21 protein-coding genes are annotated in these 24360 nt (G+C 64.8%); 11 read left to right on the plus strand and 10 right to left on the minus strand.

Going from position 1 to position 24360, the window contains the following annotated elements:
* Nucleotides 1-7 precede the first annotated feature (7 nt).
* The 4 genes from JEY66_RS39050 to JEY66_RS39065 form a co-directional block, all read right to left on the minus strand.
* Nucleotides 8-577 carry a TadE/TadG family type IV pilus assembly protein gene (locus tag JEY66_RS39050; RefSeq protein ID WP_016842646.1) on the minus strand — a complete coding sequence of 190 codons (570 nt, stop codon included), beginning with the start codon at nucleotides 575-577 and terminating at the stop codon, nucleotides 8-10.
* 162 nt (nucleotides 578-739) lie between these two features.
* The gene (locus JEY66_RS39055; protein ID WP_016842645.1) at nucleotides 740-1246 is read right to left on the minus strand and encodes a pilus assembly protein N-terminal domain-containing protein; all 507 of its coding nucleotides are present in this window, start codon (nucleotides 1244-1246) and stop codon (nucleotides 740-742) included.
* 195 nt (nucleotides 1247-1441) lie between these two features.
* Entirely contained in the window at nucleotides 1442-2887 is a 1446-nt protein-coding gene (locus tag JEY66_RS39060) for a hypothetical protein (RefSeq protein WP_018269601.1), read from the minus strand.
* A gap of 15 nt (nucleotides 2888-2902) precedes the next feature.
* Nucleotides 2903-3733, minus strand: a complete 831-nt coding sequence (locus JEY66_RS39065; protein WP_026192176.1) for a sterol desaturase family protein — start codon at nucleotides 3731-3733, stop codon at nucleotides 2903-2905.
* Between the two features lie 279 nt (nucleotides 3734-4012).
* Between JEY66_RS39065 and JEY66_RS39070 the strand changes: the two genes are divergently transcribed.
* From JEY66_RS39070 to JEY66_RS39110, 9 genes are all read left to right on the plus strand, one after another.
* Nucleotides 4013-4177, plus strand: a complete 165-nt coding sequence (locus tag JEY66_RS39070) for a Flp family type IVb pilin (protein WP_016842642.1) — start codon at nucleotides 4013-4015, stop codon at nucleotides 4175-4177.
* Between the two features lie 172 nt (nucleotides 4178-4349).
* Nucleotides 4350-4874: an A24 family peptidase gene (locus JEY66_RS39075; protein WP_016842641.1), complete on the plus strand. Its 525-nt coding sequence runs from the start codon at nucleotides 4350-4352 to the stop codon at nucleotides 4872-4874.
* A gap of 127 nt (nucleotides 4875-5001) precedes the next feature.
* Nucleotides 5002-5796, plus strand: coding sequence for a Flp pilus assembly protein CpaB (gene cpaB / locus JEY66_RS39080; RefSeq protein ID WP_016842640.1), 795 nt, complete (start codon nucleotides 5002-5004; stop codon nucleotides 5794-5796).
* A gap of 2 nt (nucleotides 5797-5798) precedes the next feature.
* A complete protein-coding gene (locus tag JEY66_RS39085) occupies nucleotides 5799-7277 on the plus strand; it encodes a type II and III secretion system protein family protein (protein WP_085964768.1) in 1479 nt (492 codons plus the stop codon).
* A gap of 8 nt (nucleotides 7278-7285) precedes the next feature.
* On the plus strand, nucleotides 7286-8038 hold the full coding sequence (locus tag JEY66_RS39090) for a CpaD family pilus assembly protein (RefSeq protein ID WP_018269599.1): 753 nt from the start codon (nucleotides 7286-7288) through the stop codon (nucleotides 8036-8038).
* Nucleotides 8035-9303, plus strand: a complete 1269-nt coding sequence (locus tag JEY66_RS39095) for a CpaE/TadZ family protein (protein ID WP_018269598.1) — start codon at nucleotides 8035-8037, stop codon at nucleotides 9301-9303. The genes JEY66_RS39090 and JEY66_RS39095 overlap by 4 nt, the downstream gene beginning before the upstream one ends.
* A 24-nt stretch (nucleotides 9304-9327) precedes the next feature.
* Nucleotides 9328-10791, plus strand: coding sequence for a TadA family conjugal transfer-associated ATPase (locus JEY66_RS39100; RefSeq protein ID WP_026192174.1), 1464 nt, complete (start codon nucleotides 9328-9330; stop codon nucleotides 10789-10791).
* 11 nt (nucleotides 10792-10802) lie between these two features.
* Nucleotides 10803-11780 (plus strand): type II secretion system F family protein, encoded by a 978-nt coding sequence (locus JEY66_RS39105; RefSeq protein WP_018269597.1) that lies wholly within the window; start codon nucleotides 10803-10805, stop codon nucleotides 11778-11780.
* 9 nt (nucleotides 11781-11789) lie between these two features.
* The gene (locus tag JEY66_RS39110; protein ID WP_016842633.1) at nucleotides 11790-12764 is read left to right on the plus strand and encodes a type II secretion system F family protein; all 975 of its coding nucleotides are present in this window, start codon (nucleotides 11790-11792) and stop codon (nucleotides 12762-12764) included.
* A gap of 356 nt (nucleotides 12765-13120) precedes the next feature.
* Here JEY66_RS39110 and JEY66_RS39115 read toward each other — a convergent pair whose 3' ends face one another.
* Entirely contained in the window at nucleotides 13121-13918 is a 798-nt protein-coding gene (locus JEY66_RS39115) for a tetratricopeptide repeat protein (protein WP_016842632.1), read from the minus strand.
* Between the two features lie 206 nt (nucleotides 13919-14124).
* Between JEY66_RS39115 and JEY66_RS39120 the strand changes: the two genes are divergently transcribed.
* A complete protein-coding gene (locus JEY66_RS39120; protein ID WP_016842631.1) occupies nucleotides 14125-15504 on the plus strand; it encodes a leucyl aminopeptidase family protein in 1380 nt (459 codons plus the stop codon).
* Nucleotides 15497-16339 (plus strand): C40 family peptidase, encoded by an 843-nt coding sequence (locus JEY66_RS39125; protein WP_016842630.1) that lies wholly within the window; start codon nucleotides 15497-15499, stop codon nucleotides 16337-16339. Before JEY66_RS39120 ends, JEY66_RS39125 begins: the two co-directional genes overlap by 8 nt.
* A gap of 179 nt (nucleotides 16340-16518) precedes the next feature.
* Here JEY66_RS39125 and JEY66_RS39130 read toward each other — a convergent pair whose 3' ends face one another.
* Genes JEY66_RS39130 through JEY66_RS39150 form a run of 5 tightly spaced genes read right to left on the minus strand, consistent with a single transcriptional unit; the run spans nucleotide 16519 to nucleotide 24187 of the window.
* Nucleotides 16519-18144, minus strand: coding sequence for an ABC transporter ATP-binding protein (locus JEY66_RS39130; RefSeq protein ID WP_018269595.1), 1626 nt, complete (start codon nucleotides 18142-18144; stop codon nucleotides 16519-16521).
* A 3-nt stretch (nucleotides 18145-18147) separates the two neighbouring features.
* On the minus strand, nucleotides 18148-19332 hold the full coding sequence (locus JEY66_RS39135; RefSeq protein WP_018269594.1) for an ABC transporter permease: 1185 nt from the start codon (nucleotides 19330-19332) through the stop codon (nucleotides 18148-18150).
* Nucleotides 19332-20441, minus strand: coding sequence for a microcin C ABC transporter permease YejB (locus JEY66_RS39140; RefSeq protein ID WP_016842625.1), 1110 nt, complete (start codon nucleotides 20439-20441; stop codon nucleotides 19332-19334). Before JEY66_RS39140 ends, JEY66_RS39135 begins: the two co-directional genes overlap by 1 nt.
* 3 nt (nucleotides 20442-20444) lie before the next feature.
* A complete protein-coding gene (locus JEY66_RS39145) occupies nucleotides 20445-22313 on the minus strand; it encodes an extracellular solute-binding protein (RefSeq protein WP_026192173.1) in 1869 nt (622 codons plus the stop codon).
* Nucleotides 22314-22330: 17 nt separating this feature from the next.
* Nucleotides 22331-24187: an extracellular solute-binding protein gene (locus tag JEY66_RS39150; protein ID WP_016842623.1), complete on the minus strand. Its 1857-nt coding sequence runs from the start codon at nucleotides 24185-24187 to the stop codon at nucleotides 22331-22333.
* Nucleotides 24188-24360: the final 173 nt, after the last annotated feature.

Consider the following 24360-nt stretch of genomic DNA (forward strand, 5'->3'; position numbering starts at 1 on the left):
ACGTTATTCATGAGCATGTCGCCCCGGCGGTCCCGGATGGCTCGTTCTTGAATGTCGCGGTCGCGGTCAGCAGCCGCTTGCCGTTGGCGAGGTTGGCGACATTGAAGCCAAGCTTGGTGACGAACAGCGGCCACTGATAGAACAGCCGGACCACCACGACGTCGCCGTCCTTGCCGGGACACCATTTCATGGTCGGAATGAATGCGTTGTTGGAATCGATCGGAGGCGCGATGTTGACGCTGCTGAAGCCCGTCGCAGCGGGATAGCTGCGCACGTCGACCGATATGCCGTTGGCGCAATCGAACAGCGCGCTGACCTGGCCGCAGACGAAGTTCTTGAACTGCTGCTGGGTATAGCTTGCGCCCTGCGCCTGACCGGTCATGATCATGCGCGCCGAATCCTGCGTCACCGTCTCCAGCACCTGGCTCGCGAAGAAGATCATCGCCACTTCGATGATCGCAAACAGCAGTCCGAAAAACAGCGGCGCGACCATCGCGAATTCGACCGCGGTCGCGCCGCGGCGGTTTCTGCGAAAGCGATGGAGGAGGCGCGCAAAAGAATGAGCGGGCAGCGGCATCAACGACCCCGGATCAACATGGCGACAACAACTACCCAAGACTCATTGTCGAAGTATTTCGCCGGATCGGGACAGAGTGACCCGATCCGTCAGGCTTTTCTTAACCATGTCGGATGAACGGCCGGCGGCTGCCCCGGCGTGTGAAACGCCGGCGCGGACACGCTAGTTCTGCGGCTTCGCGGCCGCGCCCGAGCCGGAGGCCTGGCTGTTGAGCGAGCCTGCCTGATCCATGGTCGACTTGAAGTAGGTCTCGCCGTCGCCGAGGGTGATGCGGCGCTGGCAGACCGGCATGCAGCTGTAGGTCTCGCGATCGACGCCGCGATAGACGGTAACAAGCTGGTCGGTCGGACCCTCGACCTGGATCTGGCGATCCACCAGCACCTGGCCGGAGCGGTCGAGTGCGATGAAGTTGGTCGCGCCGTAGCCCTTGCCGGTCACGACGACAACGCCGCCATTCTGCAGGGTGACGTCAGCGATCAGCGGGTTGCCGACCACGATGGTGGAGATGCCGCCGGGCAGCTTGACGAGCTTGGCCTGATCGACATTGACCGCAATCCGGTCCGGATCCGGCGCTGCCGTTGCGAATGCGGGCCACAGCAGAACGGCTGCGGCCAGCGAGATGAATCCGATGCGCGCGACGGCGCGAATACGCTGGGACTGAAACGACATATCCTACCCCGGGACGTTAACAAGCCGGCAAAAGCGATACGCAGCGGACCGGCGCCCGACGCAGGCAAATCTGACGACAATTCATTTAAGAAGAGCAAAAATCGATCGCCGAATTGCGCGGATGCCGCGACTTCCGGAACGGATCGGCCACCGGCCCGGTGATCCCACGGAAAAATGCCCCTGCGGGACCGCCGCCTAGCCGGCAGCACGCACATGCACCACCACGCGATCGTCGGCGTAGAGGCGCTGCCATCCGGCGATGTGATCGAGAAATCTGGAGGCGGGCGTTGCCGGATCGAGCATCACCGCATCGATTCTGTAGGTCTTGAGCAGATCGAGGAAGCCGTTGACGTCCTTGAGCTGGAGCGCACGGTAATAGGCCATCTCGAAGCTCTCGCCGTAAAGCTCGGCACGGCCGTCGACGAACACCGGCACCTGACGCCAGATCAGATAGCCGCCGAACTGCAGATCATTGAGCACGCGCTGCACGTTGTGCGCCTTCAGCGCGTCGACGGCGGCAGCGGGCGAATGGATCGGCGGCGGCGACATGTCCCAACGCGCCGCAACGAACCAGGTCGAGACGCAGAGCGCGGCGATCAGCATCGCGGCCGGCATGGCCTTCAGCCGGACCACGCCTGCGGCACGCAGGCCGAACTGGGTTGCCACCGGCGTCAGCACGGCCAGCGGCAGCAGCAGAGCAAAGAGTTCGAGATTCCTGACATGGGATAGCGCCATGTGCAGCAGGCCGAGCGCCAGGGCGATCCGCGGCAGCGGCAGCCTCACCCCGCAAAAGAGCGCCCCGCCGATCAGGCCGAGAATGGTCAGCTCGAACGCATCGACGTGGCTGAAACTCGCCGGCATCCACTCCGCGATGAGATGCAGCAGTTCACCGAGGCTGAGAATCCTGAGCGAGGCGAGGATCGTCCCCCAGCCATAGGGCGTCACGCAGCACGCGGCCAGCGCGCCGAGACCGAATGCGGCCCAGCGCAGCGCCAGCGGCCATCTTTGCGCCGGCGCGGCGTTCCACAGCGCATCGAGCGCGAAGGCGCCGGCCAGCACCAGGCCGAACAGAAAACCGCCATGCAGATTGGCCCAGAGCGCGATCAGCGGCAGCAGCCAGAACGAGGGGGCCTCGCGGCGTTCGCTGGCGACCATCAGTCCGTTCGCCCAGACCATCATGATCGGCAGCGCAAGCACATGCGGACGGGCCAGCAGATGCCCGCATGTCAGCACCAGCGCCGCCAGCGCGATCAGGCTGGCATGGATCGCCGGCAGCGCGCGGCCGAGGATGGCGGTGAGCAGTGCGAAGGTGGCGGCGCTGCAGGCCGCGGCCAGCGCCGCGGGCCCGGTCCACCCGGCAAGGTCGTAGGCCTTCGCGAACAGGACCTGCGCCAGCCAGGACGACGACACCCAAGGCTGACCCGCCTTGGTGAAGGAATAGATATCGACCGACGGCAATGCACGGTGGTCGAGGATCCACCGGCCGACGGCAATCTGCCAGTAGGTGTCGGAATCGGCGAGCAGCCTGTCGCCGACGACCAGCAGCAGCGCATAGACGCCGCACGCCATCCAGAACCAGGCCGGGACTTCGGCGAACACCGAGGACCGCGCCTGCGGGACGGTTGCGGTCTCAGCACTCATGCGCGCACGGTCCGGTCAATGACGGAACGGATAGGCCAGCTGTCCGCCGATTTCGGCCGGCACGCCCTGCTCGGCGTCGACGCCGTAATCATCCGGAAGCTTGCCTTCGGGCATGCGGAATGTCCCGAACAGAATGTCCCAGAGCGGAAACGTGCCGGCGAAATTGGTGTCGCCACCTTCCTCGAGCGCGGTGTGATGCCAGCGATGAAACACCGGCGTGGCGATCACATATTTGAACGGACCGAGCGTCCAGTTCAGGTTGGCGTGCACGAAGGCGGAGTGGAATGTAGTGAAAGGACCGACCCACAGCATGATGTTCGGCGAGATGCCGGCCATCAGCAGGATCACGTCGACCGAGATCGTGCCGATCAGCAGATTGACGGGATGGAAGCGCGCCGCCGAGATCCATTCGAGATCCTCGGAGGAATGATGAATGGCGTGGTACTTCCAGAAGCCGCCGCCGTGAAACATCCGGTGCAGCCAGTACAGCATGAAGTCGGAAGCGACCAGGAAGATGATCGATTGCAGCCAGAGCGGCAGCTGCGCCAGCGGGCCGTGTCCGTTTTCGTAGAACGAGATCAGCTCGTCGGCACCGTGCACGTCGAACACCGCGGCCGCGCCCACCACCAGCAGCCCGATGCGCAGCACGCGGGCGAATACCGGCACGAAGAACCAGTAGCAGATGTCCGTGACCAGCTCGCGCTTCTGCCACCACGGCTTGCCGGGATTGCAGGCCCAGAAGTGGGTCAGCACCGTGAAGAACAACGCGAGGCCGATCGTGATCGGCACCACCCTCATCATCGTCTGGCCGAGCATCTCGATGACTTCGATCGGAAGGGTGGACATGGCAGCCTCATATTGCGGAAGCCCCATGGGTATAGATGTGCGCTTAAGGAGCCGTGAATAGGCCCAGGCGCCCGATCGCAGCAACAGTCTGCAATTTTAGCGGACCGCTTAATGCCAAATTTACTGTGCGCAACAACTGCGGGTTCCCGCAGAGTTTATGCGATCAAATTAACTGCGCCGAAATCGTCCAACACTAGGGTGCCGCAATGGTCACGGTGCTGAGAACGCCGGCGAGACCAAATCTAGTTCGACCAGCCACGTGTACACAGGAGTGATTTTATGAAGAACCTCGTTTCGCGCTTCGTGAAGGACGAATCGGGCGCGACCGCCATCGAGTACGGCCTGATCGCCACCGGTATCGCCATCGCGATCATCGCTGCAGTCAACGGCGTCGGCACGAAGCTCTCGGGTACCTTCAACTCGATCTCGGGCTCGCTGAAGTAAGCCGGCTTCGACGAATTCGCAGCAGAGGTCCCGGCGATCCCGGGACCTTTGCTATTTGTCGGGGGCCGATCGGCAGCCTCCGTTGATGGTGCCGGCGATCGTTTTCCGATTGTTCACCATTGGCCGCTAGCGTCGGGTCTCGACCGCAGCTCCAGCTTGACGGCATGAATTCATGATCCTCGACATCGCACGCTTGATGCTGTTTCCGGCCCTGATGGCCTTTGCGGCGGCGAGCGATCTCTTGACCATGACGATCCCGAACCGGATTTCGCTGGCACTGGTGGCGGGCTTCTTTGTCCTGGCGCCGCTGACCGGGATGGGCGTCCACGAGATCCTCACCCATGCCGGCGCAGGCGCGCTGGTTCTCGTGGTGGCGTTCGGCATGTTCGCGATGGGCTGGGTCGGCGGCGGAGACGCCAAGGTCGCGGCCGCGGCCGGCCTGTGGTTCGGGTTCGAGCATCTGCTGCCCTATCTGGTCTTTGCGTCGCTGTTCGGTGGTGCGCTGACCGTGCTCTTGCTGCAGCTGCGGCAATGGCCTCTGCCCTACCCGCTCGCGTCCCAGGCCTGGCTCAGCCGCCTGCACGACAAGCAGACCGGAATTCCCTACGGCATCGCGCTCGCCCTCGGCGCCCTCCTGATCTATCCCGAGACGGACTGGATCAAGACGATCGATCTCGCGCACTTCGCCATGCGTTGAGAAAGCAGCGGTAACCGCTCGTTAAGGCGATTTAGATACGCCTCATTAACCATGCTTTGACGAATAGCTGGTCAACTCCCATCACGGCGGCGGCAGCGTCGCGGCGTCATGTGGAAAGTGAAGCGTAATGGATAAGGCCCGCATTCTGGTCCTGGCAATTGCAGGCTGCGCCGGCCTTGCGGCGCTTTATTTGGCGAGCGGAAGCGACGACAAGCCGGCGGCTCCTCCGCCGGTTGCGCAGCTGCCGACCGTCGACATCCTGGTCGCACGTAGCGACATCGGCCTCGGCCAGGCAGTGAAGGCCGAAGATCTGCAGTGGCAGACCTGGCCGGCGGCGACCGCCAGCGCCAGCTTCATGCGCAAGGACAGCCACGCCGACGCCATCAAGGACGTCACCGGCTCGATCGCGCGCGCCCCGTTCATCCAGGGCGAGCCGATCCGCGAGCAGAAGCTCGTCAAGGCCGACGGAAGCGGCTTCATGGCCGCGATCCTGCCGAGCGGCATGCGGGCGGTATCGACTGAAATCTCGCCCGAGACCGGTGCCGGCGGCTTCATCCTGCCGAACGACCGGGTCGACGTCCTGCTGTCGAAGCGGGACAAGAATCCCGACCGCAACGCCGCCGACATCGTCAATTCCGAGGTCATCCTGACCAATATCCGCGTCCTTGCGATCGACCAGGCGCCGAAGGAGAAGGACGGCACCAACGCACTGATCGGCAAGACGGTGACGCTGGAGCTGAAGCCTGACCAGACCGAGACTCTGGCGCGCGCGCGCCAGAGCGGCGTCCTGTCGCTGGCGCTGCGCAGCATCGCCGACAACAACGGGACCGACGTCAGGACCGACGACAACCACCAAAGACGCGGTGAGACCATCAACGTCATCCGCTTTGGCGTTGCCAACCAGGCAACGATGCAGAAGTGACCATGAGGACACAGGTGATGAAGGGCGGGGCAACTCAACGGACGATGCGGGCCTTCATGGTCCGCGCATTGTCGTTCTCGGCCATCGCGGCGCTCACGCTCAACCCGGCGCTGACGCCGGTGGTGGCGGGCGACTACCGCGCCGCTCCCGCCGCGGCCGACGGCCAGATGAACGCCCGCTTCCTCGCACTCGGCGTCGGCAAATCGGTGGTGATCGATCTGCCGAGGGACATCAAGGACGTGCTGGTCGCCGATCCCAAGATCGCCAATGCCGTGGTCCGCTCGGCGCAGCGCGCCTACATCATCGGCGCGACGGTCGGCCAGACCAACATCGTGTTCTTCGACGCCGCCGGCCAGCAGATCGCGGCCTATGACATCGCCGTCAAGCGCGACCTCAACGGCGTGCGCGCGGCCCTGCGCGCCGCACTGCCGAATGCCGATATCCAGATCGAGGGTGTCGGCGAGGGCGTCATGCTGACCGGAAGCGCGGCGAGCCCGATCGAAGCACAGCAGGCCGGCGAGATCGCCACGCGGCTGGTCGGCAGCGCCGACAAGGTCGTGAACTCCATCACCGTTCGCGGCCGCGACCAGGTGATGCTGAAGGTGACGGTCGCCGAGGTCTCGCGCAGCCTGATCAAGCAGCTCGGCATCGACCTCACCGCGAACCTCAATTACGGCACCACCGTGGTGAAGTTCACCAACAACAACCCGTTCACGGCGAACAACGCGGCGCTGGTGCCCGGCAACGCCCTCACCACATCGTTCGGCGCGGCTCCGTCGGTGTCGGCGACGCTCCGCGCCATGGAAAGCGCGGGCGTGGTGCGGACGCTCGCCGAGCCGAACCTGACCGCGATCTCCGGCGAATCGGCAACCTTCATCTCGGGCGGCGAATTTCCAATTCCGACCGGCGTGACCTGTCAGACGACGACGGGAGGCGCGATCGGGAATTGCGTTCAGACCGTCAGCTTCAAGAAATTCGGTATTTCGCTCAACTTCACGCCCGTGGTGCTGACCGAGGGACGGATCAGCCTGCGCGTGATGACGGAAGTGTCGGAAGTCTCGACCGAGAACTCGCTGACCGGCGGCGCCGGCGGAACGACGATCCCCTCGATCAAGACCCGGCGCGCCGAGACCACGCTGGAAATTCCCTCGGGCGGCTCGATGGCGATGGCCGGCCTGATCCAGGACCAGACCAAGCAGGCGATCAACGGCCTGCCCGGGCTGGCGTCGCTGCCGGTGCTCGGAACGCTGTTCCGCAGCCGGGACTTCGTCAACAACCAGACCGAGATGATGGTGCTGGTGACGCCCTATGTGGTTCGCGCGGTGGCGCAGAAGGACCTGTCGCGTCCGGATGACGGCTTCGCCAACGCGTCCGATCCGCAGGCCGACCTGCTCGGCAGCATCAATCGCGTCTACGGCGTGCCCGGCCGCACCGAGCCGGCGCGGAATTACCGCGGCACTTACGGCTTCATTACGGACTGAGGCGGACGATGACACAGACCACATCCAGGACATCCGCCGGTTACCAGCGCGGCATCGCTCTCGCCGGGGCGCTCGTCAGCCTCGCGGTGACGCTGGGCGCCTGCCAGCACGCCGCCGACAACAGCTTCGCGATGGTGAACGCGCCGGCCGACTATCGCCAGCGTCACCCGATCGCGGTCACCGAGGCGGATCGCTCGATCGTGGTCTTCGTCGGCCGCAGCCGCGGCGGCCTGACTGCGGAGCAGCGCGCCGAGGTGATGGGGATGGCGCAGGACTGGATGCGCGAGGGAACCGGCGCCGTCACCATCGACGTTCCCGCCGACACGCCGAACGCACGGACCGCCCAGGAATCGCTGCGCGAAATCCAGGCCACGTTCGCCGCCGCCGGCGTGCCGCCGCGCGGGATCCTCGTTCGCAAATACCGTCCCGAGGATCCGCGCCAGATGCCCGCGATCCGCGTGAACTATCCGAAGATGAAAGCGGTCGCCGGGCCGTGCGGCCTCTGGCCGGAAGATCTCGGCCCGTCGATCCACAACGGGTCCTACATCGAGAACAAGCAGTACTACAATTTCGGCTGCGCCAATCAGCGCAACCTTGCAGCCATGGTCGAAGACCCGACCGACCTCGTGCAGCCGCGCGCGGAGACCCCTGCCTATACGTCGCGTCGTAACATCGCCTTCGACAAGTATCGCAAGGGCACCACCACCGCCACGAGTTATCCCGAGTCCGACAGGGCCAAGCTAAGCGACACAGGAAAATGATCACCTACGCGCAGCAAAACTCCGAAGAGCAGACGGACGCCCCGCCGCAGGCCGTGGACGACCATATTGCTCCGGCGCCACGGGTTTCGGTCCAGGCGTTCTGCGAAACGGTCGAGACCGCTGCCGCCGTGCAGTCGGCGGGCGAGGATCGCCGGCTGGCCAAGGCTCACCTCAAGATCCAGATGGGCGGCATGGCGGCCGCCATCGAGGCCTATCGCTCGGCGCCGACGCCCAATGTCATCATCCTCGAGACCGAGGGCCGCGGCGACATCCTGGCCGGCCTCGATCAGCTCGCAACGGTGTGCGACGCCGGCACCCGCGTGGTCGTGATCGGCCGCGTCAACGACGTCACGCTGTATCGCGAGCTGGTGCGCCGCGGCGTCAGCGATTACGTCATCGCGCCGGCCCATGCGATCGACGTGGTGCGCGCGGTCTGCAACCTGTTCTCGGCGCCGGAAGCCAAGGCGGTCGGCCGCATCGTCGCCGTCGTCGGTGCCAAGGGCGGCGTCGGCGCCTCGACCATCGCCCACAATGTCGCCTGGGCGATTGCCCGCGATCTGGCGCTCGATTCCGTGGTCGCCGACCTCGACCTCGCCTTCGGCACCGCCGGCCTCAACTACAACCAGGATCCCGCGCAGGGCATCGCCGACGCCGTGTTCTCGCCGGACCGCGTCGATACCGCCTTCGTCGACCGCCTGCTGTCGAAATGCACCGACCATCTGAGCCTGCTGGCGGCGCCGGCGACGCTCGACAAGGTCTACGATTTCGGCGCCGAGGCGTTCGATGCGATCTTCGATACGCTGCGGACCACGATGCCCTGCATCGTGCTCGACGTGCCGCATCAATGGTCCGGCTGGACCAAGCGCGCGTTGATCGCAGCCGACGACATCCTGATTGTGGCGGCGCCCGATCTCGCCAATCTGCGCAATGCCAAGAATATGTTCGACCTGCTGAAGGCGTCGCGGCCCAACGACCGCGCACCGCTGTACTGCCTGAACCAGGTCGGCGTGCCGAAGCGTCCCGAGATCGCGGCCGGCGAGTTCGCCAAGGCGATCGAAAGCCAGCCGATCGCCGCCATCCCGTTCGATCCGCAGATCTTCGGTTCGGCCGCCAATAACGGCCAGATGATCGCCGAGATTTCCGCCAATCACCGCGCGGTCGAGATGTTTCTGCAGATGGCGCAGCGGCTGACAGGCCGCGGCGAGACCAAGAAGCCGAGGGGGTCCTTCCTGTCGCCCCTGCTCGAAAAGCTGCGGTCCAAATAGTGGTCCGCGTGGAGTCACGACGTCGTGTTTGGTAAGCGTAGCGGAAACGATGGGGACGTGCGGGCACCCAAGCCCGCGTTTCAGGCGCCGGAGCCTGCCGGCGCGCCGGCGATGTCGCGCGAGTCCGCCGCACCGGCGATCTCGTCGCCGCCGCTGGCGCCGAGCAAGCCACCGCCTGCTCCCGCCGTCGAAGCCCGCCGCTCGGACAACTACTACCAGGTCAAGGCGACGATCTTCGGCGCCCTGATCGAGGCGATCGACCTTGCCCAGCTCGCCAAGCTGGACAGCGAATCGGCGCGCGAGGAAATCCGCGACATCGTCAACGAGATCATCGCGATCAAGAACATCGTGATGTCGATCGCCGAGCAGGAGGAGCTGCTCGACGATATCTGCAACGACGTGCTCGGCTACGGCCCGCTGGAGCCGCTGCTGTCGCGCGACGACATCGCCGACATCATGGTCAACGGCGCAGGCACCGTGTTCATCGAAGTCGCCGGCAAGATCCAGCGCACCGGCATCCGCTTTCGCGACAACCAGCAGCTTCTCAACATCTGCCAGCGCATCGTCAGCCAGGTCGGCCGGCGCGTCGACGAATCCTCGCCGATCTGCGACGCCCGCCTCGCCGACGGTTCCCGCGTCAACGCCATCGTGCCGCCGCTGGCGATCGACGGGCCCGCGCTCACCATCCGCAAATTCAAGAAGGACAAGCTGACGCTGGAGCAGCTCGTCAAGTTCGGCGCGATCACCCCGGAAGGGGCGACCATTCTGCAGATCATCGGCCGCGTCCGCTGCAATGTGATCATCTCCGGCGGCACCGGCTCGGGCAAGACCACGCTGCTGAACTGCCTGACCAACTATATCGAGCACGACGAACGCATCATCACATGCGAAGACGCCGCCGAGCTTCAGCTGCAGCAGCCGCATGTGGTGCGGCTGGAGACCCGGCCGCCGAACATCGAAGGCGAGGGCCAGGTGACGATGCGCGAACTGGTCCGCAACTGCCTGCGTATGCGCCCGGAACGCATCATCGTCGGCGAAGTCCGCGGCCCCGAGGCGTTCGACCTGTTGCAGGCCATGAACACCGGCCACGACGGCTCGATGGGCACGCTGCACGCCAACAATCCGCGCGAAGCATTGTCGCGCTGCGAATCCATGATCACCATGGGCGGCTTCTCGCTTCCGTCTCGCACCATTCGCGAGATGATCTGCGCCTCGGTCGACATCATCGTGCAGGCCGCGCGCCTGCGCGACGGTTCGCGCCGCATCACGCACATCACCGAGGTGATGGGCATGGAAGGCGACACCATCATCACCCAGGATATCTTCCTCTACGACGTGGTCGGGGAAGACGCCAACGGCAAGATCATCGGCAAGCACCGCTCGACCGGCATCGGCCGGCCGCGCTTCTGGGAGCGTGCGCGCTACTACAATGAAGAGAAGCGGCTTGCGGCGGCGCTGGACGCTTCCGACGCGCCGGCGCCGGTCTAGGGGAACGCAGGATGCAGACGCAAACTTTGGCTCTCGCCTTCCTCGCCGCCACGACGGTCGGCGGCATCGCCTGGGTCTTCCTGTATCCCTACCTTTCGGGGGAGAAGAAGGCCGAGTCGCGGCGCGCGTCGGTGGCGCGCAGCGAGCCCACGACGACACGAAATGCCGACCGCACGCAACGCTCCCGCCGCGAGCAGGTCGAAGGATCGTTGAAGGAGCTCGAGGCGCGGCGGCAGAAGGACAAGAAAGTCCCCCTCGGCCTGCGCATCTCGCAGGCGGGACTGGAGTGGTCGGAGCAGAAGTTCTGGATGATCTCCGGCGCTCTCGGCCTGTTCGGGTTCGGCGCGGCATTCCTGGCCGGCGGCGGCATGCTCGGGGCGGCCGGCATCGGCTTTGCCATGGGTCTCGGCGTACCCCGCTGGCTGCTCGGCTTCCTGAAGAAGCGGCGGGAAAAGGCGTTCCTGAAGGCGCTGCCTGACGCCGTCGACGTCATCGTGCGCGGCATCAAGGCCGGCCTGCCGCTGTTCGAGTCGCTCAAGGCGGTCGTCAACGACGCGCCGGAGCCGCTGCGCAGCGAGTTTCTCGCCATCATCGAGACCCAGGCGATCGGCATGCCGCTCGGCGAAGCCTGTGCCCGGCTCTACGAGCGGATGCCGCTGCCGGAGGCCAACTTCTTCGGCATCGTGATCGCGATCCAGCAGAAGTCCGGCGGCAATTTGTCGGAAGCGCTCGGCAACCTGTCGAGGGTGCTGCGCGACCGCAAGAAGATGGCCGAGAAGATCCAGGCGATGTCGATGGAAGCGAAGGCCTCCGCCGCCATCATCGGCTCGCTGCCGCCGATCGTGATGATCCTCGTGTTCCTGACGACGCCGGACTACATCGCCCTGCTGTGGACCAATTCGATGGGCCAGCTCATGCTGGTCGCCTGCGCGATCTGGATGTCGATGGGCGTGCTGGTGATGAAGAAGATGATCAACTTCGATTTCTGACGGTGCAGCATGATTGATTTTCTGGTCGCCAAGCTCCACGACGTCAGGTTCATGACCATGCTGCTTGCCTTCTTCGCGACAAGCGCGACGGTCTACACGCTGGTGATGCCGCTGCTCGCCGGCGGCGATCTCAACAAGCGCATGAAGGCGGTCGCCAGCGAGCGCGAGCGCCTCCGGCAGCGCGAGCGCGACCGTCTCTCCAAGTCGGAAAAGGTGACGCTGCGCCAGACGCCGAAGCAGGCCGTCTCCAAGATGGTGGATGACCTGAACCTCACCAAATGGCTGGCTCAGGAAGCGGCGATCGAGAAGCTCGTGATGGCGGGCTATCGCGGCCACGCTCCGTACGTCTATTTTCTGGCGGCGCGCGCGGTCACGCCGATCCTGATGCTGATCGGCGCGATCATCTATACGTTCTTCATTGCCGGCGCGAACTGGTCGCTCACGCTCAAGATCGGGATCTGCGTCGGCGCGGCCTATGCCGGCCTGCAGGCGCCGATGCTGTTCCTGAAGAACGCGATCACCAAGCGCCAGCTCCAGATCAAGCGCGCCTTCCCGGATTCGCTCGACCTGCTGCTGATCTGCATCGAGTCGGGCATGTCGGTCGAGGTCGCATTCCGGAAGGTGGCCAACGAGATCGCCGGGCAGTCGGTCGCGCTGTCGGAGGAGTTTGCGCTGACGACCGCGGAACTGTCCTATTTGCAGGACCGCAAGACCGCCTACGAGAACCTGGCGCGCCGCACCGGCCTCGAAGGCGTGAAGTCGGTGTGCATGGCCCTGCAGCAATCCGAACGCTACGGCACGCCGCTCGGCCAGAGCCTGCGCGTGATGGCGCAGGAAAACCGCGACATGCGGATGAACGAGGCCGAGAAGAAGGCCGCGGCACTGCCGCCCAAGCTGACGGTGCCGATGATCCTGTTCTTCCTGCCCTGCCTGTTCATCGTGATCCTCGGCCCGTCCTACATCAAGATCGCCACCATGCATTGAGCTGCGCCGCAGCGGACCGCACAGGCAGCCTTCTCCTTCCCCCTAGAAGGCGTGGCGATCGCAAACGGCAGCGAACATCTTCGCTGCCATTTCCATATTCGTCATGGCCGGGCTTGTCCCGGCCATCCACGTCTTTCTTACGCGGAAGCCAAGACGTGGATGCCCGGCACAAGGCCGGGCATGACGAGTTTGTGGAGGGATCGGGCGCCTATGCGATGGCCCTGCCCTTGGAAGGTCGGGATGGGGGCCAACCGCAGACACCGCTTCTCGTGGAGAGAGATGATGCCCACCCGCTTTGCTCTGGCGAGCAAAGCGACCTCCCCTTTTCAAGGGGAGGTCGAGCTGCCACGTTTGGTTTAGTCGTCCTTGGCGACGACGGGCGCCGCGCGCGATGCGGTCCGCGGCCCGTCCTTGCGGTTCAGCATGTCGCGGAGATAGGCGACGTTGGCCGCGGCCTCATCCGACGGCAGGTCCGCCTTGACGATCGTTTCGGCCTCCGCGAAGCGGCCCTGCAGGCCGACGACCAGCGCAAGGTTCTGCCGGATCCGGGTGTCGGCGCGGGCGCTGGCATAGGCCTGGCGCAGCGTCTCTTCCGCTTTCGGCAAATCCTTGGTCAGCATGTAGGACAGGCCGAGATTGGACAGCACCGACGGCTCGTCCGGAGCCAGCCTGAGCGCGCTGGCGTAATAGCGCCGCGCCTCCTCGTGCCGGTTCATCTTGTCGAGCGTGGTGCCCTGCACCGACAGGATCCGCCAGTCCGGATTGTCCGGGCTGTGCGCGCGGCTCAGCACGTCGAATGCAGCCTGCGAATTGCCGTTGTCGGCCAGCGCGCGGCCATAGGCGGCGAGCAGCGCCTTGTTGCCGGGGTTGGCGATCGTGGCCTGCTCGAGCACGGCGCAGGCCTGCGAGCGCTGTCCGGTCATGCGCAGGGCCTGGCCGTAGCCGACCGCGGCGGCGACATCCTTGGGATTCTTGCGATAGCGCTCGCCATAGACCTCGACGGCGCGACGCGGATCATCGGGCGTCGGATCGGACCGGGACGTGATCGATCCCGCCACGTCGGACATGGTCTGGCAACCGCCAAGCCCTGCGGCCAGGACCGTCAGGAGGGCTGCGGAAGCGAGATGCCGGGTCAGATTGGACTGTCGACGCATGGCACTGTGACTCACGAAATCGGGCGAACGGTTCCAGCCGAGCGTGCCAGCAATAGACTGTTAACCCTAACGTCTGGTTAACTGGCGGCGTGATAACCGGCCCGCCGGTTCCGGCCCTGCACGTCGCGTGAACGGTTGGCGCGCTACCATCTGTGGCGAAAGGCGTGTAGTAGCCCACCAACGACGCCAGAACAGCCGAGAGCCGCATGCCATCCGTGTTCGAGACCGCCCCCACGACCGCCCCCACGCAGATCACCTTCGTCACCAAGGCGACATGGGATGCGATTCGGGGCGAACTGCCGGCGCCGGCGCGCCAGTTCGCGGCGGCCAATGACTTTGCGGCCAAGCCCGGCAAATTGCTCGTCCTGCCGGCGGCAGACGGCGGCATCGCGCAGGTGCTGTTCGGTCTCGAGGACGCCGACCACAAGGCGCACGATCCGTTCCGGCCCGGCGCCCTGCCCGGCCTGCTGCCGCCGGGCGTCTACCGCTTCGCCAATGCACCGCATGACACCAGACTTGCCGCCCTCGCCTTCGCGCTCGGCTGCTATCGCTTCGGCCGCTATCGCACGAACAAGATTCCCGAGGTCCGCCTGGTGCCGCCCGATGGCATCGACACGGCGGAGATCACCCGGATGGCGGATGCCGCGGCGCTGGCGCGCGATCTCATCAACACGCCGCCCAACGACATGGGACCGGCCGAGCTCGCCGAGGTGGCGCGCGACCTCGCGACGCGGTTCGGCGCTGCCTTCAATTGCATCGACGACGACGAGCTCGCGCAGAACTTCCCGCTGATCCACGCCGTCGGCATGGCGTCGACGCGGTCGCCGCGGCTGATCGAGCTGAGCTGGGGCGACCCCGCCCATCCGAAGGTGACGCTGGTCGGCAAGGGCGTCTGCTTCGACACCGGCGGGCTCGATCTCAAGCCTTCGAGCGGCATGCTCATCATGAAGAAGGACATGGGCGGCGCCGCCAACGTGCTGGCGCTGGCCCAGATGGTGATGGACGCGAAGCTGAAGCTGCGGCTGCGCGTGCTGATCCCGGCGGTCGAGAACGCGGTGGCTGGCAACGCGTTCCGCCCGCTCGACATCTTCAAGTCGCGCAAGGGCATCACTGTCGAGATCGGCAACACCGATGCCGAAGGGCGGCTGGTGCTCGCCGACGCGCTGGCGCTCGCCGACGAGGAGACGCCCGATCTCTTGATCGACCTGGGCACGCTGACCGGCGCCGCGCGGGTGGCGCTGGGCCCGGATCTGCCGCCGTTCTACACCAATGACGAGGCGCTCGCCGGCGACGTTGCATCTTGTGCGAAGAGCGAGAACGACCCGTTGTGGCGGATGCCGCTATGGCCGGCCTACGACGCCTGGCTCGACTCCAAGACCGCCGACATCACCAACGCACCGTCGGGTGGTTTCGCGGGCTCGATCACCTGCGCGCTATTCCTGCAGCGCTTCGTCGAGCACGCGAGGAGCTGGCTGCACGTCGACATCTACGGCTGGACGCCGTCGGCAAAGCCCGGCCGTCCCGAAGGCGGCGAGTGCCAGGCCGCGCGCGCGATCTACAAATTGCTGAGCCAGCGCTATGCATGATGTCAGACTGACGCCGGCCCGCGCCGACCTCGCCGCGAAATATCTCGAGGGCAAGGTCGAGGCCCTGCGCTTCGTCGAGGGCGAGGCCTTCGAGGTTTTTGACGCCATCGCGCCGCTGCGCCAGGCCCCCGCGGCCGATGCCGAACAGATGACGCAGGCGCTCCGGGGCGAGCGGGTCACGGTCTATGATCGCAACGGCGAAGGCTGGGCCTGGGGCCAGCTCGCCGATGACGGCTATGTCGGGTGGATTCCCGAGGCCGCCCTGACGACGCCCGGCGCCGTCCCGACGCACAAGGTGACGGCGCTGCGCACGCTGGCGTTTCCGGGCCCGTCGATCAAGCAGCCGCCGGTCGAGGCGCTGGCGCTGGGGACGAAGCTTGCGATCGTCCGCGAGGACGGCGCGTTCGCGGTGACCCGCGAAGGCTGGCACCTGCCGCGGCAGCATCTCGCGCCGCTCGCCACGATGGCAGGTGATTTCGTCGCGATCGCCGAGCAATTCGTCGGCACACCGTATCTGTGGGGCGGCAAATCGAGCCTCGGCATCGATTGCTCCGGCCTGGTGCAGATCGCGCTGACCGCCGCCGGCACCGGCTGCCCGCGCGACAGCGACATGCAGCAGGACGGGCTCGGCCGCGAATTGACGTCTGCCGAATCGAAGCAGCTGCAACGCGGCGACCTGATCTTCTGGAAGGGCCATGTCGCGATCGTGCGCGACGCCACGACGATCGTGCACGCCAACGCGCATCACATGGCAACGGCAGTGGAGAGCACGCACGCCGCGATCGCCAGGATCAAGGCCGCCGGCAGCGAAGTCCTCGCGATCAAGCGGTTTTGAGCAATATACATTCCCGTCATCCTGAGGAGCGCGAAGCGCGTCTCGAAGGATCGACGGCCCCAGTCCGGCCACGCCCCCCTTCGAGGCTCGCCCAGCGGCGCAATTGCGCCGCAAGGCTCGCACCTCCAGCGACAACGGCGAAGCCGTTGCGCGGGGATGACGTGGAACGACGAGGATAGCTACGTCGCCACCGCCCCGTCGCCGGCCGCTTCGATGCGGAACGCGGCGGCGAACAGCGCGCGGGTGTAGTCGCTCTTCGGGTTCTTGAACAGCTCGGAGGCCGGTCCCTCCTCCTCGACCTTGCCGGACTTCATCACGATCAAATGGCTCGCCAGCGAGGCGACCACGCGCAGATCGTGCGAGATGAACATGTAGGTGAGGTCGCGCTTGCGCTGCAGGTCGCGCAGCAGGTCGACCATCTGGGCCTGCAGCAGCATGTCGAGCGCGCTGGTCGGCTCGTCCAGCACGACGAAATTCGGCTCCAGCACGACCGCGCGCGCGATCGAGATGCGCTGGCGCTGGCCGCCGGAGAACTCGTGCGGATAGCGGAAGCGCCAGTCGGGATCGAGCCCGACATCCTTCAAAGCCTTGATCACCCGCGCCTCGCGCTCCTCGCGCGACAGCTGCTTCTGGTGCACCTCGAGGCCCTCGGCAATGATGTCGGCCACCGACATGCGCGGGCTGAGCGAGCCGAACGGGTCCTGGAACACGATCTGCATATCGCGGCGGAACGGCCGCATCTGCTTGAAGCGCAGGCCCTGGATGTCGCTGCCGAGGAACACGATCGGACCATCGGATGAAATCAGCCGGAGCAGCGCGAGCCCGAGCGTGGTCTTGCCGGAGCCGGATTCGCCGACCACGCCGAGCGTCTCGCCCTTGCGCACCGCGAGGCTGACGCCATCGACCGCCTTGATGTGGCCGACGGTCGAGCGCAACAGCCCGCGCTTGATCGGAAACCAGACCTTGAGATTGTCCGCCGACATCACGACCTGTGCGCCCGGCTGCGGCGGCGCCGGATCGGGCTTGGGCTCGGCCGCGAGCAGCGCCTGGGTATAGGCGTGCTTCGGCGCGGTGAAGACCTGCTCGACCGGGCCCTGCTCGACGATCTTGCCGCTGTTCATCACGCAGACGGTGTCGGCGATGCGGCGGACGATGCCGAGATCGTGGGTGATGAACAACAGGCTCATGCCGAGCCGGGCGCGGATCTCGGCCAGCAGCGCCAGGATCTGCGCCTGCACGGTGACGTCGAGCGCCGTGGTCGGCTCGTCCGCGATCAGCAGATCGGGCTCGTTGGCGAGCGCCATCGCAATCATCACGCGCTGGCGCTGGCCGCCGGACAATTGGTGCGGATAGCTCTTGAGCCGGGTCTCCGGCTCGGGGATGCCGACCTGGCCCAGTAGCTCCAGCGTCCGCGCCCGCGCCGCGGTGCCGCTGATGCCCCGGTGCAGCGACAGGATCTCGCCGATCTGGGTCTCGATGGTCTGGAGCGGATTGAGCGAGGTCATCGGCTCCTGGAAGATGATCGAGATGTCGTTGCCGCGGACCTCGCGCATCTCCTGATCGGACGCGGTCAGGAGGTTTCGGCCGCGGAAACGGATCGCGCCGGTGGGATGCGACGCCGTCGGATAGGGCAGCAGCTTCAGCACCGACAGCGCGCTGACGGATTTTCCCGAGCCGGATTCGCCGACCAGCGCGACGCACTCGCCGCGCTTGATCGAGAACGAGATGCCGTCGACCGCAAGCGAACGGCCGAAGGCGACCGAGAGGTCGCGGACATCGAGCAAGGGCTGGTTGGTCGCGTCCATGCGTCAGCCCTTCGAGAACGTCTTGCGCGGATCGAAGGCGTCGCGCGCGGCTTCGCCGATGAAGATCAAGAGCGACAGCATGATCGCGACCGAGAAGAAGCCGGTGAGGCCGAGCCACGGCGCCTGCACGTTGGCCTTGCCCTGCGACAGCAACTCGCCGAGCGAGGGCGAGCCGGGCGGCAGGCCGAAGCCGAGGAAATCCAGCGCCGTCAGCGTCATCACCGAGGACGAGACGATGAAAGGCAGGAACGTCATGGTCGCGACCATCGCGTTCGGCAGCAGATGGCGGAACATGATCACGCCGTTGGACACGCCGAGCGCGCGCGCCGCCTGGATGTATTCGAAATTGCGGCCGCGCAGGAACTCGGCGCGCACCAGACCGACCAGCGAGACCCAGGAGAACAACAGCAGGATGCCGAGCAGGATGAAGAAGCCCGGCGGCAGCACCGCCGAGATGATCAGCAGCAGATAGAGCGAGGGGATCGCGGTCCAGATCTCGATCAGCCGCTGGAAGATGAGGTCGGTCCAGCCGCCGAAATAGCCCTGCACGCCGCCGGCGGCGATGCCGATGATCGAGGACAGGATGGTCAGCGTCAGGCCGAACAGCACCGAGATGCGGAAGCCGTAGATCAGCCGCGCGACGACGTCGCGGCCCTGATCGTCGGTGCCGAGCCAGTTGTATTCGAGGTCGCGGCAGCCGGTCAGTCCCTTGCGCTTCACCACGTCCTTGCACTGCTCTTCGGTCAACAGCCAGGTCGGCTTCGACGGCACCGCCGTCGGCGGGTCGAGGTTGCGGCTGTCGTAGGAGTAGCGGATCGGCGGCCAGATCATGCTGCCGCCCTTGGCGGCGATCTGCTTCTGCAAATAGGGATCGCGATAATCGGCCGCGGTCTCGAAGTCGCCGCCGAAGGTGGTCTCGGCGTAGGTGAAGATCACCGGCCAATAGAGCTTCCCGTCATATTTGACCACCAGCGGCTTGTCGTTGGCGATGAAATTGGCGAACAGCGACGCCACGAACAGCACGAGGAAGATCCAGAACGACCAGTAGCCGCGGCGATTGGCCTTGAAGTTCTGCCAGCGCCGCCTGTTCAGCGGCGACGGCGAAAAGCCGTGCCGCGTGGCGGGCACCGCCTCGCCGAGCGGCGATTGCGTCGAGGTCTCGACCGGTTGGGGCGCGAGCATCGTCATCAGACCTCCCGCGCTTCGAAATCGATCCGGGGATCGATCCACATATAGGCGAGATCGGAGAGTAGATTGACCACCAGTCCGACCAGCGAGAAGATGAACAGCGTCCCGAACACCACCGGATAGTCGCGGTTCAACACGCTCTCGAAGCCAAGCAGGCCGAGCCCGTCGAGCGAGAAGATGGTTTCGATCAGCAGCGAGCCGGAGAAGAACGCGTGGATGAACGCGCCCGGAAAGCCCGCGATCACGATCAGCATGGCGTTGCGGAAGATGTGGCCGTACAGCACCTGGCGCTCGCTGCAACCCTTGGCGCGCGCGGTCATCACATATTGCTTGCGGATCTCGTCGAGGAACGAGTTCTTGGTCAGCAGGGTCATGGTGGCGAAGGCGCCGAGCGCCATCGACACCAGCGGCAGCGTCAGGTGCCAGAAATAGTCGATGATCTTCCAGTACCAGGGGAATTGCGCCCAGCCGTCCGAGGTCAGGCCGCGCAGCGGAAAGATATTGAGGAATGAGCCGCCGGCAAACAGCACGATCAGGAGGATCGCGAACAGGAAGCCCGGTATCGCAAAGCCGATGATGATCACCGCCGAGGTCCAGGTGTCGAACCGTGAGCCGTCCTGTACCGCCTTGCGGATGCCGAGCGGGATCGAGATCAGATAGGTCAGCAGCGTCATCCAGATGCCGAGCGACATCGAGACCGGCAGCTTCTCCTTGATCAGCTGCAGCACGCTGACGCTGCGGAAATAGCTGTTGCCGAAGTCGAACCGCGCGAAATTCCACACCATCAGCGCGAACCGCTCCGGCGCCGGCTTGTCGAAGCCGAACTGCACCTCGAGCTTCTTGATGAAATCGGGATCGAGGCCCTGCGCGCCGCGGTATTTCGAGTTGATGGCCGCGCCGGCGCCCGCGCCCTGGCCGCGCTGCGCGCCGAAATCGCCGCCGCCTCCCGACACGCGCGACGTGCCGCCGGTGTCGGCGCCGTTGATCTGCGCGATGACACGCTCGACCGGACCGCCGGGAGCAAACTGCACGACCACGAAGGAGACGAACAGGATGCCAAGCAGCGTCGGCAGCATCAGGAAGATACGTCGGGCGATATAGGCGCTCATCGGCTACTTCGCCTGCTCGAGCTTCGCGGCCTTGGCCGCATCATACCACCAGTTCTCGGGCGCGCCGACGCCCGCATATTTCGCAGGCTTCTCCGGATGCCCGAACTGGTCCCAATAGGCGACGCGGTGCTTGTTGGAATACCATTGCGGCACCCAATAGCGGCCGGCACGGAAGACGCGATCGAGCGCACGGCAGGCAAAGGTCAAGTCCGCTCGCGTCTCGGCAGCGATAGCTTTTTCGATCAATGCGTCGATCGCCGGGTTGGCAACGCCCGCCAGATTGTAGGAGCCCTTGGTGGTCGCAGCCTGGGACGAGAAGTAAGGCCTCAGGCTGTCACCCGGCGTCGCCGACATGGATATACGCTGGGTCGTCACCTCAAAATCGAAAGCCTCGACACGCGCACGATACTGCACTGCGTCGATCTGCCTGATGTTGGCATCGATGCCAAGCGGCTTGAGATTCTTGATGAAGCTGGCGTGATGCGGCTGGAAAGTCGGCTCATCGAGCAGGAACTCGATCGTAAGCGGGTCGCCGTTAGGCAATCGCCGCTTGCCATCCTTGACGACGCATCCTGCATCGTTGAGCAACTGCGTCGCCTTTCGCAGCAGTGCGCGGTCCTGTCCCGATCCATCCGACACCGGCGGCACAAAGGGCTCGCCGAACACCTCATCCGGCACTTGGCCGCGGAATGGCTCGAGCAGTTTCAACTCCTCGGGCGAGGGTAGTCCACCAGCCACCATGTCCGAATTCTGGAAAGGCGAGACGCTGCGCGCGTAAGCGTCGTACATGATGGTCTTGTTGGTCCATTCGAAATCGAAGGCATAGATTAGCGCTTCGCGAACGCGCGGGTCTTTGAACTTGTCGAGACGGGTGTTAATGAACCAACCCTGCCCACCGGACGGTGTTTCGTCCGGCAATGTCTCGCGCTTGACCCGCCCGTCCTTGATAGCCGGGAAATCGTACCGCGTCGCCCAGACACGGGACGTGAATTCCTCGCGAAACAGATAATTTTTGCCTGTGAAGCCCTCGAACGCGACATCGCGATCACGGTAGAACTCGTAGCGCACGGTGTCGAAATTGTAACTGCCGCGATTGACCGGCAAGTCGGCTGCCCACCAATCCTTGAGGCGGTTATACTCGACGTAACGATTGACCTCGAACTTGCCGACCATGTACGGCCCGGAGCCCAGCGGAACTTCGAGTGTGGACTCGTCAAACTGCCGATTCGCGTAATAGGCCTTCGAGAAGATCGGCAGACCCGCAACATAAAGCGGCACGTCGCGCGCGCGATTAGGCGCAAAGGTCACGATCACGGTGCCGTCGTCGGGCGCCTCGGCCTTCACGAAATCGCGCAGTTGCACCACGATCAACGGATGCCCTTTCTCCTTCAGCGTGTTGAGCGAGAAGGCGACATCCTGCGCAGTCAGCTTCGAGCCGTCGTGAAAGCGAGCCTCGGGCCGCATCGTGAAGCGGTAGGTGAGCTTGTCGGGAGAAATCGAGACCGATCTTGCGGCCAGGCCGTACATCGCGTCAGGCTCATCGCCCGCGCGTGCCATCAACGAATCGAACGTCATCTCCATGCCCTTCGCGCCTTCACCCTTGAGGATGAACGCGTTGAACGAACTGAACGTAAAGAAGGACTGGTTGTAGGCACGGGTCGAGGGGATCATTGAGAACGCCCCGCCCTTCGGCGCCTTCGGATTGACGTAGTCGAAGATCTTGAAATCCGCCGGATATTTCAGGTCGCCGAACACCGACATGCCGTGCATCTCGGCTCCGTTGTCGGCCACCGCCGGTGCAGCACGCAAGCCTGCAGCACTCAACGCACCGATGCCGAGACCGAGTGCGTGCCGACGGGAGAATAGCGCCATGCGCGGATCCTTGAGTTTTATGAACGCTTGAGCTTGGCCGCCTTGTCGGCGTCGTACCACCAAAGATTTGGGAATCCCGAAACAGCGTATTTCGGCAGCGGGTCGGGATGGCTGAAGCGATCCCAATAGACATAGCGCTGCTTGTCGTAATTGAAGTGTGGAACAAGATAGAAGTTCCAGAGCAAGACCCGGTCCAGCGCCTTGGCGGCGGCGACCTGATCGGCGCGGCTGTTGGCGAAGATGATACGCTCGATGATGGCATCGACGGCCGGATTCTTGATGCCGGGGAGATTGTTGGAGCCTGGCCGGTCGGCCGCCTGCGAGCCGAAATTGTCGCGCTGCTCGTTGCCGGGCGAGATCGACTGGCCCCAGACCTGGGTGACCATCTCGAAATCGTATTCGCGGACCCGATTTTGATATTGCACAGTGTCGACGGCACGCAGATTGACGGTGATGCCGAGACGCTCAAGGCTCGGCTTGTAGAACAGGGCGATCCGCTCCATGCCGGAATCGCCGCTGTTGCCGAGTATCTCGACCGTGAACGGCTGACCGGACGAATCGACCAGCTTGCGGTCGCGAATCTCGAAGCCGGCATCCTTCAACAGCCGCGTCGCCTCGCGCAGATTGGCGCGCACGTTTTCCGGCGTGCCACCGACCGGATCCTTGTAGGGTGTCGTAAAGACTTCGGGCGGCACCTTGTCGCGCACCGTCTCCAGGATCTCGAGCTCCTTGCCTTCCGGCAGGCCGGTCGCCATGAGGTCGGGGATGCCGTCGAAATAGCTTGAATCGCGATGATAGTCGCCGGTCGAAAGCACGCGATTCATCTCTTCGAAATCGAACGCGTAGTTGAAGGCGCGGCGCAGTCTGGGGTCGGCGAATTTCGGGCGCCTCAGGTTGAACACCCAGCCCTGCATCCGGCCTTGATTGCGGACGGTGAAGAGCTCCTTGAGCAACCGCTTCTCCCGCACCGGCGGAACGTCGTAGGCCGACGCCCACTCCTTCGCGCTGCGCTCGCCGTACCAATCGAACTGGTCGGCCTTCAGCGCCTCGCGCGCGACCGTGTCGTCGCGGAAATATTCGTAGCGCAGCTCGTCGAAATTGTTCTGTCCGATCGCGATCGGAATGTCCTTGCCCCAGTAGTCCTTGACACGCTCAAGCACCACCGACCGTCCGGCGACGAACTCCTTGATCCGATAGGGACCCGAACCGAGCGGCGGCTCCAGCGTGCTCGCGGTGATGTCACGCTTCTTGCCCTGCGCGTCGGTGCCTTCCCACCAATGCTTGGGCAAAATAGTGAGCTGGCCGGTAATCATCGGCAGCTCGCGGTTGCCTGCGCTGTCGAAGGTGAACTTGACGTCGCGATCGCCGATCTTCTCGGCCTTTACGATATGCCGGTAGTAGGCGCTGAACATCGGGCTGTTCGCCTTCCACGCCTCGAAGGAGAAGATCACGTCCTCCGGCGTGACCGGCTTGCCGTCGTGCCAGCGTGATCCGGGCCGCAGGCGGTAGATCACGTAGGAGAAATCATCGGGAAAGGCTGCCGCCTCGGCGAGTTCGCCGTAATAGGTATCGGGCTCGTCGAGCGAGGCCTCCATCAGCGAGTCGTAGATGCGAGCGACAGCCGCCGAGACGGAGCCCTTCAACCCCGCAACGACGAGGTTGAAGCTGTCATAGGTGCCGGGCTGGAACAGCCGCACCACGCCGCCCTTCGGCGCGTCCGGCTTGACGTAGTCGTAGCGCTTGAAGTCGGCGGGATATTTGATTTCGCCGTAGGTCGAGAGGCCGTGCCGCCATTTCAGCCCGTTGGGGGCGTCGTCGGCGAAGGCCGGCGTGATCGCCGACAGGCCGGGGGTGAGTCGGAGCGCCGGAGCCATTGCCGCCAGTGCGCTGCCTTGAAGGAGGTGTCGTCGGGTGATCGCCAAATTCGGTCTTCCTGCTTGCGGCCCCGCTTACATGGGACCCAATATAAGGCAACGGTTCGACAAATTACGTTGCTTTTTCCTCATGATATTGGCCCGGGAACAATATCGGTGCGGCGAAACGTCCC

Origin of the sequence: Bradyrhizobium elkanii USDA 76 (genome assembly GCF_023278185.1) — a bacterium.
Lineage (GTDB): Bacteria > Pseudomonadota > Alphaproteobacteria > Rhizobiales > Xanthobacteraceae > Bradyrhizobium > Bradyrhizobium elkanii.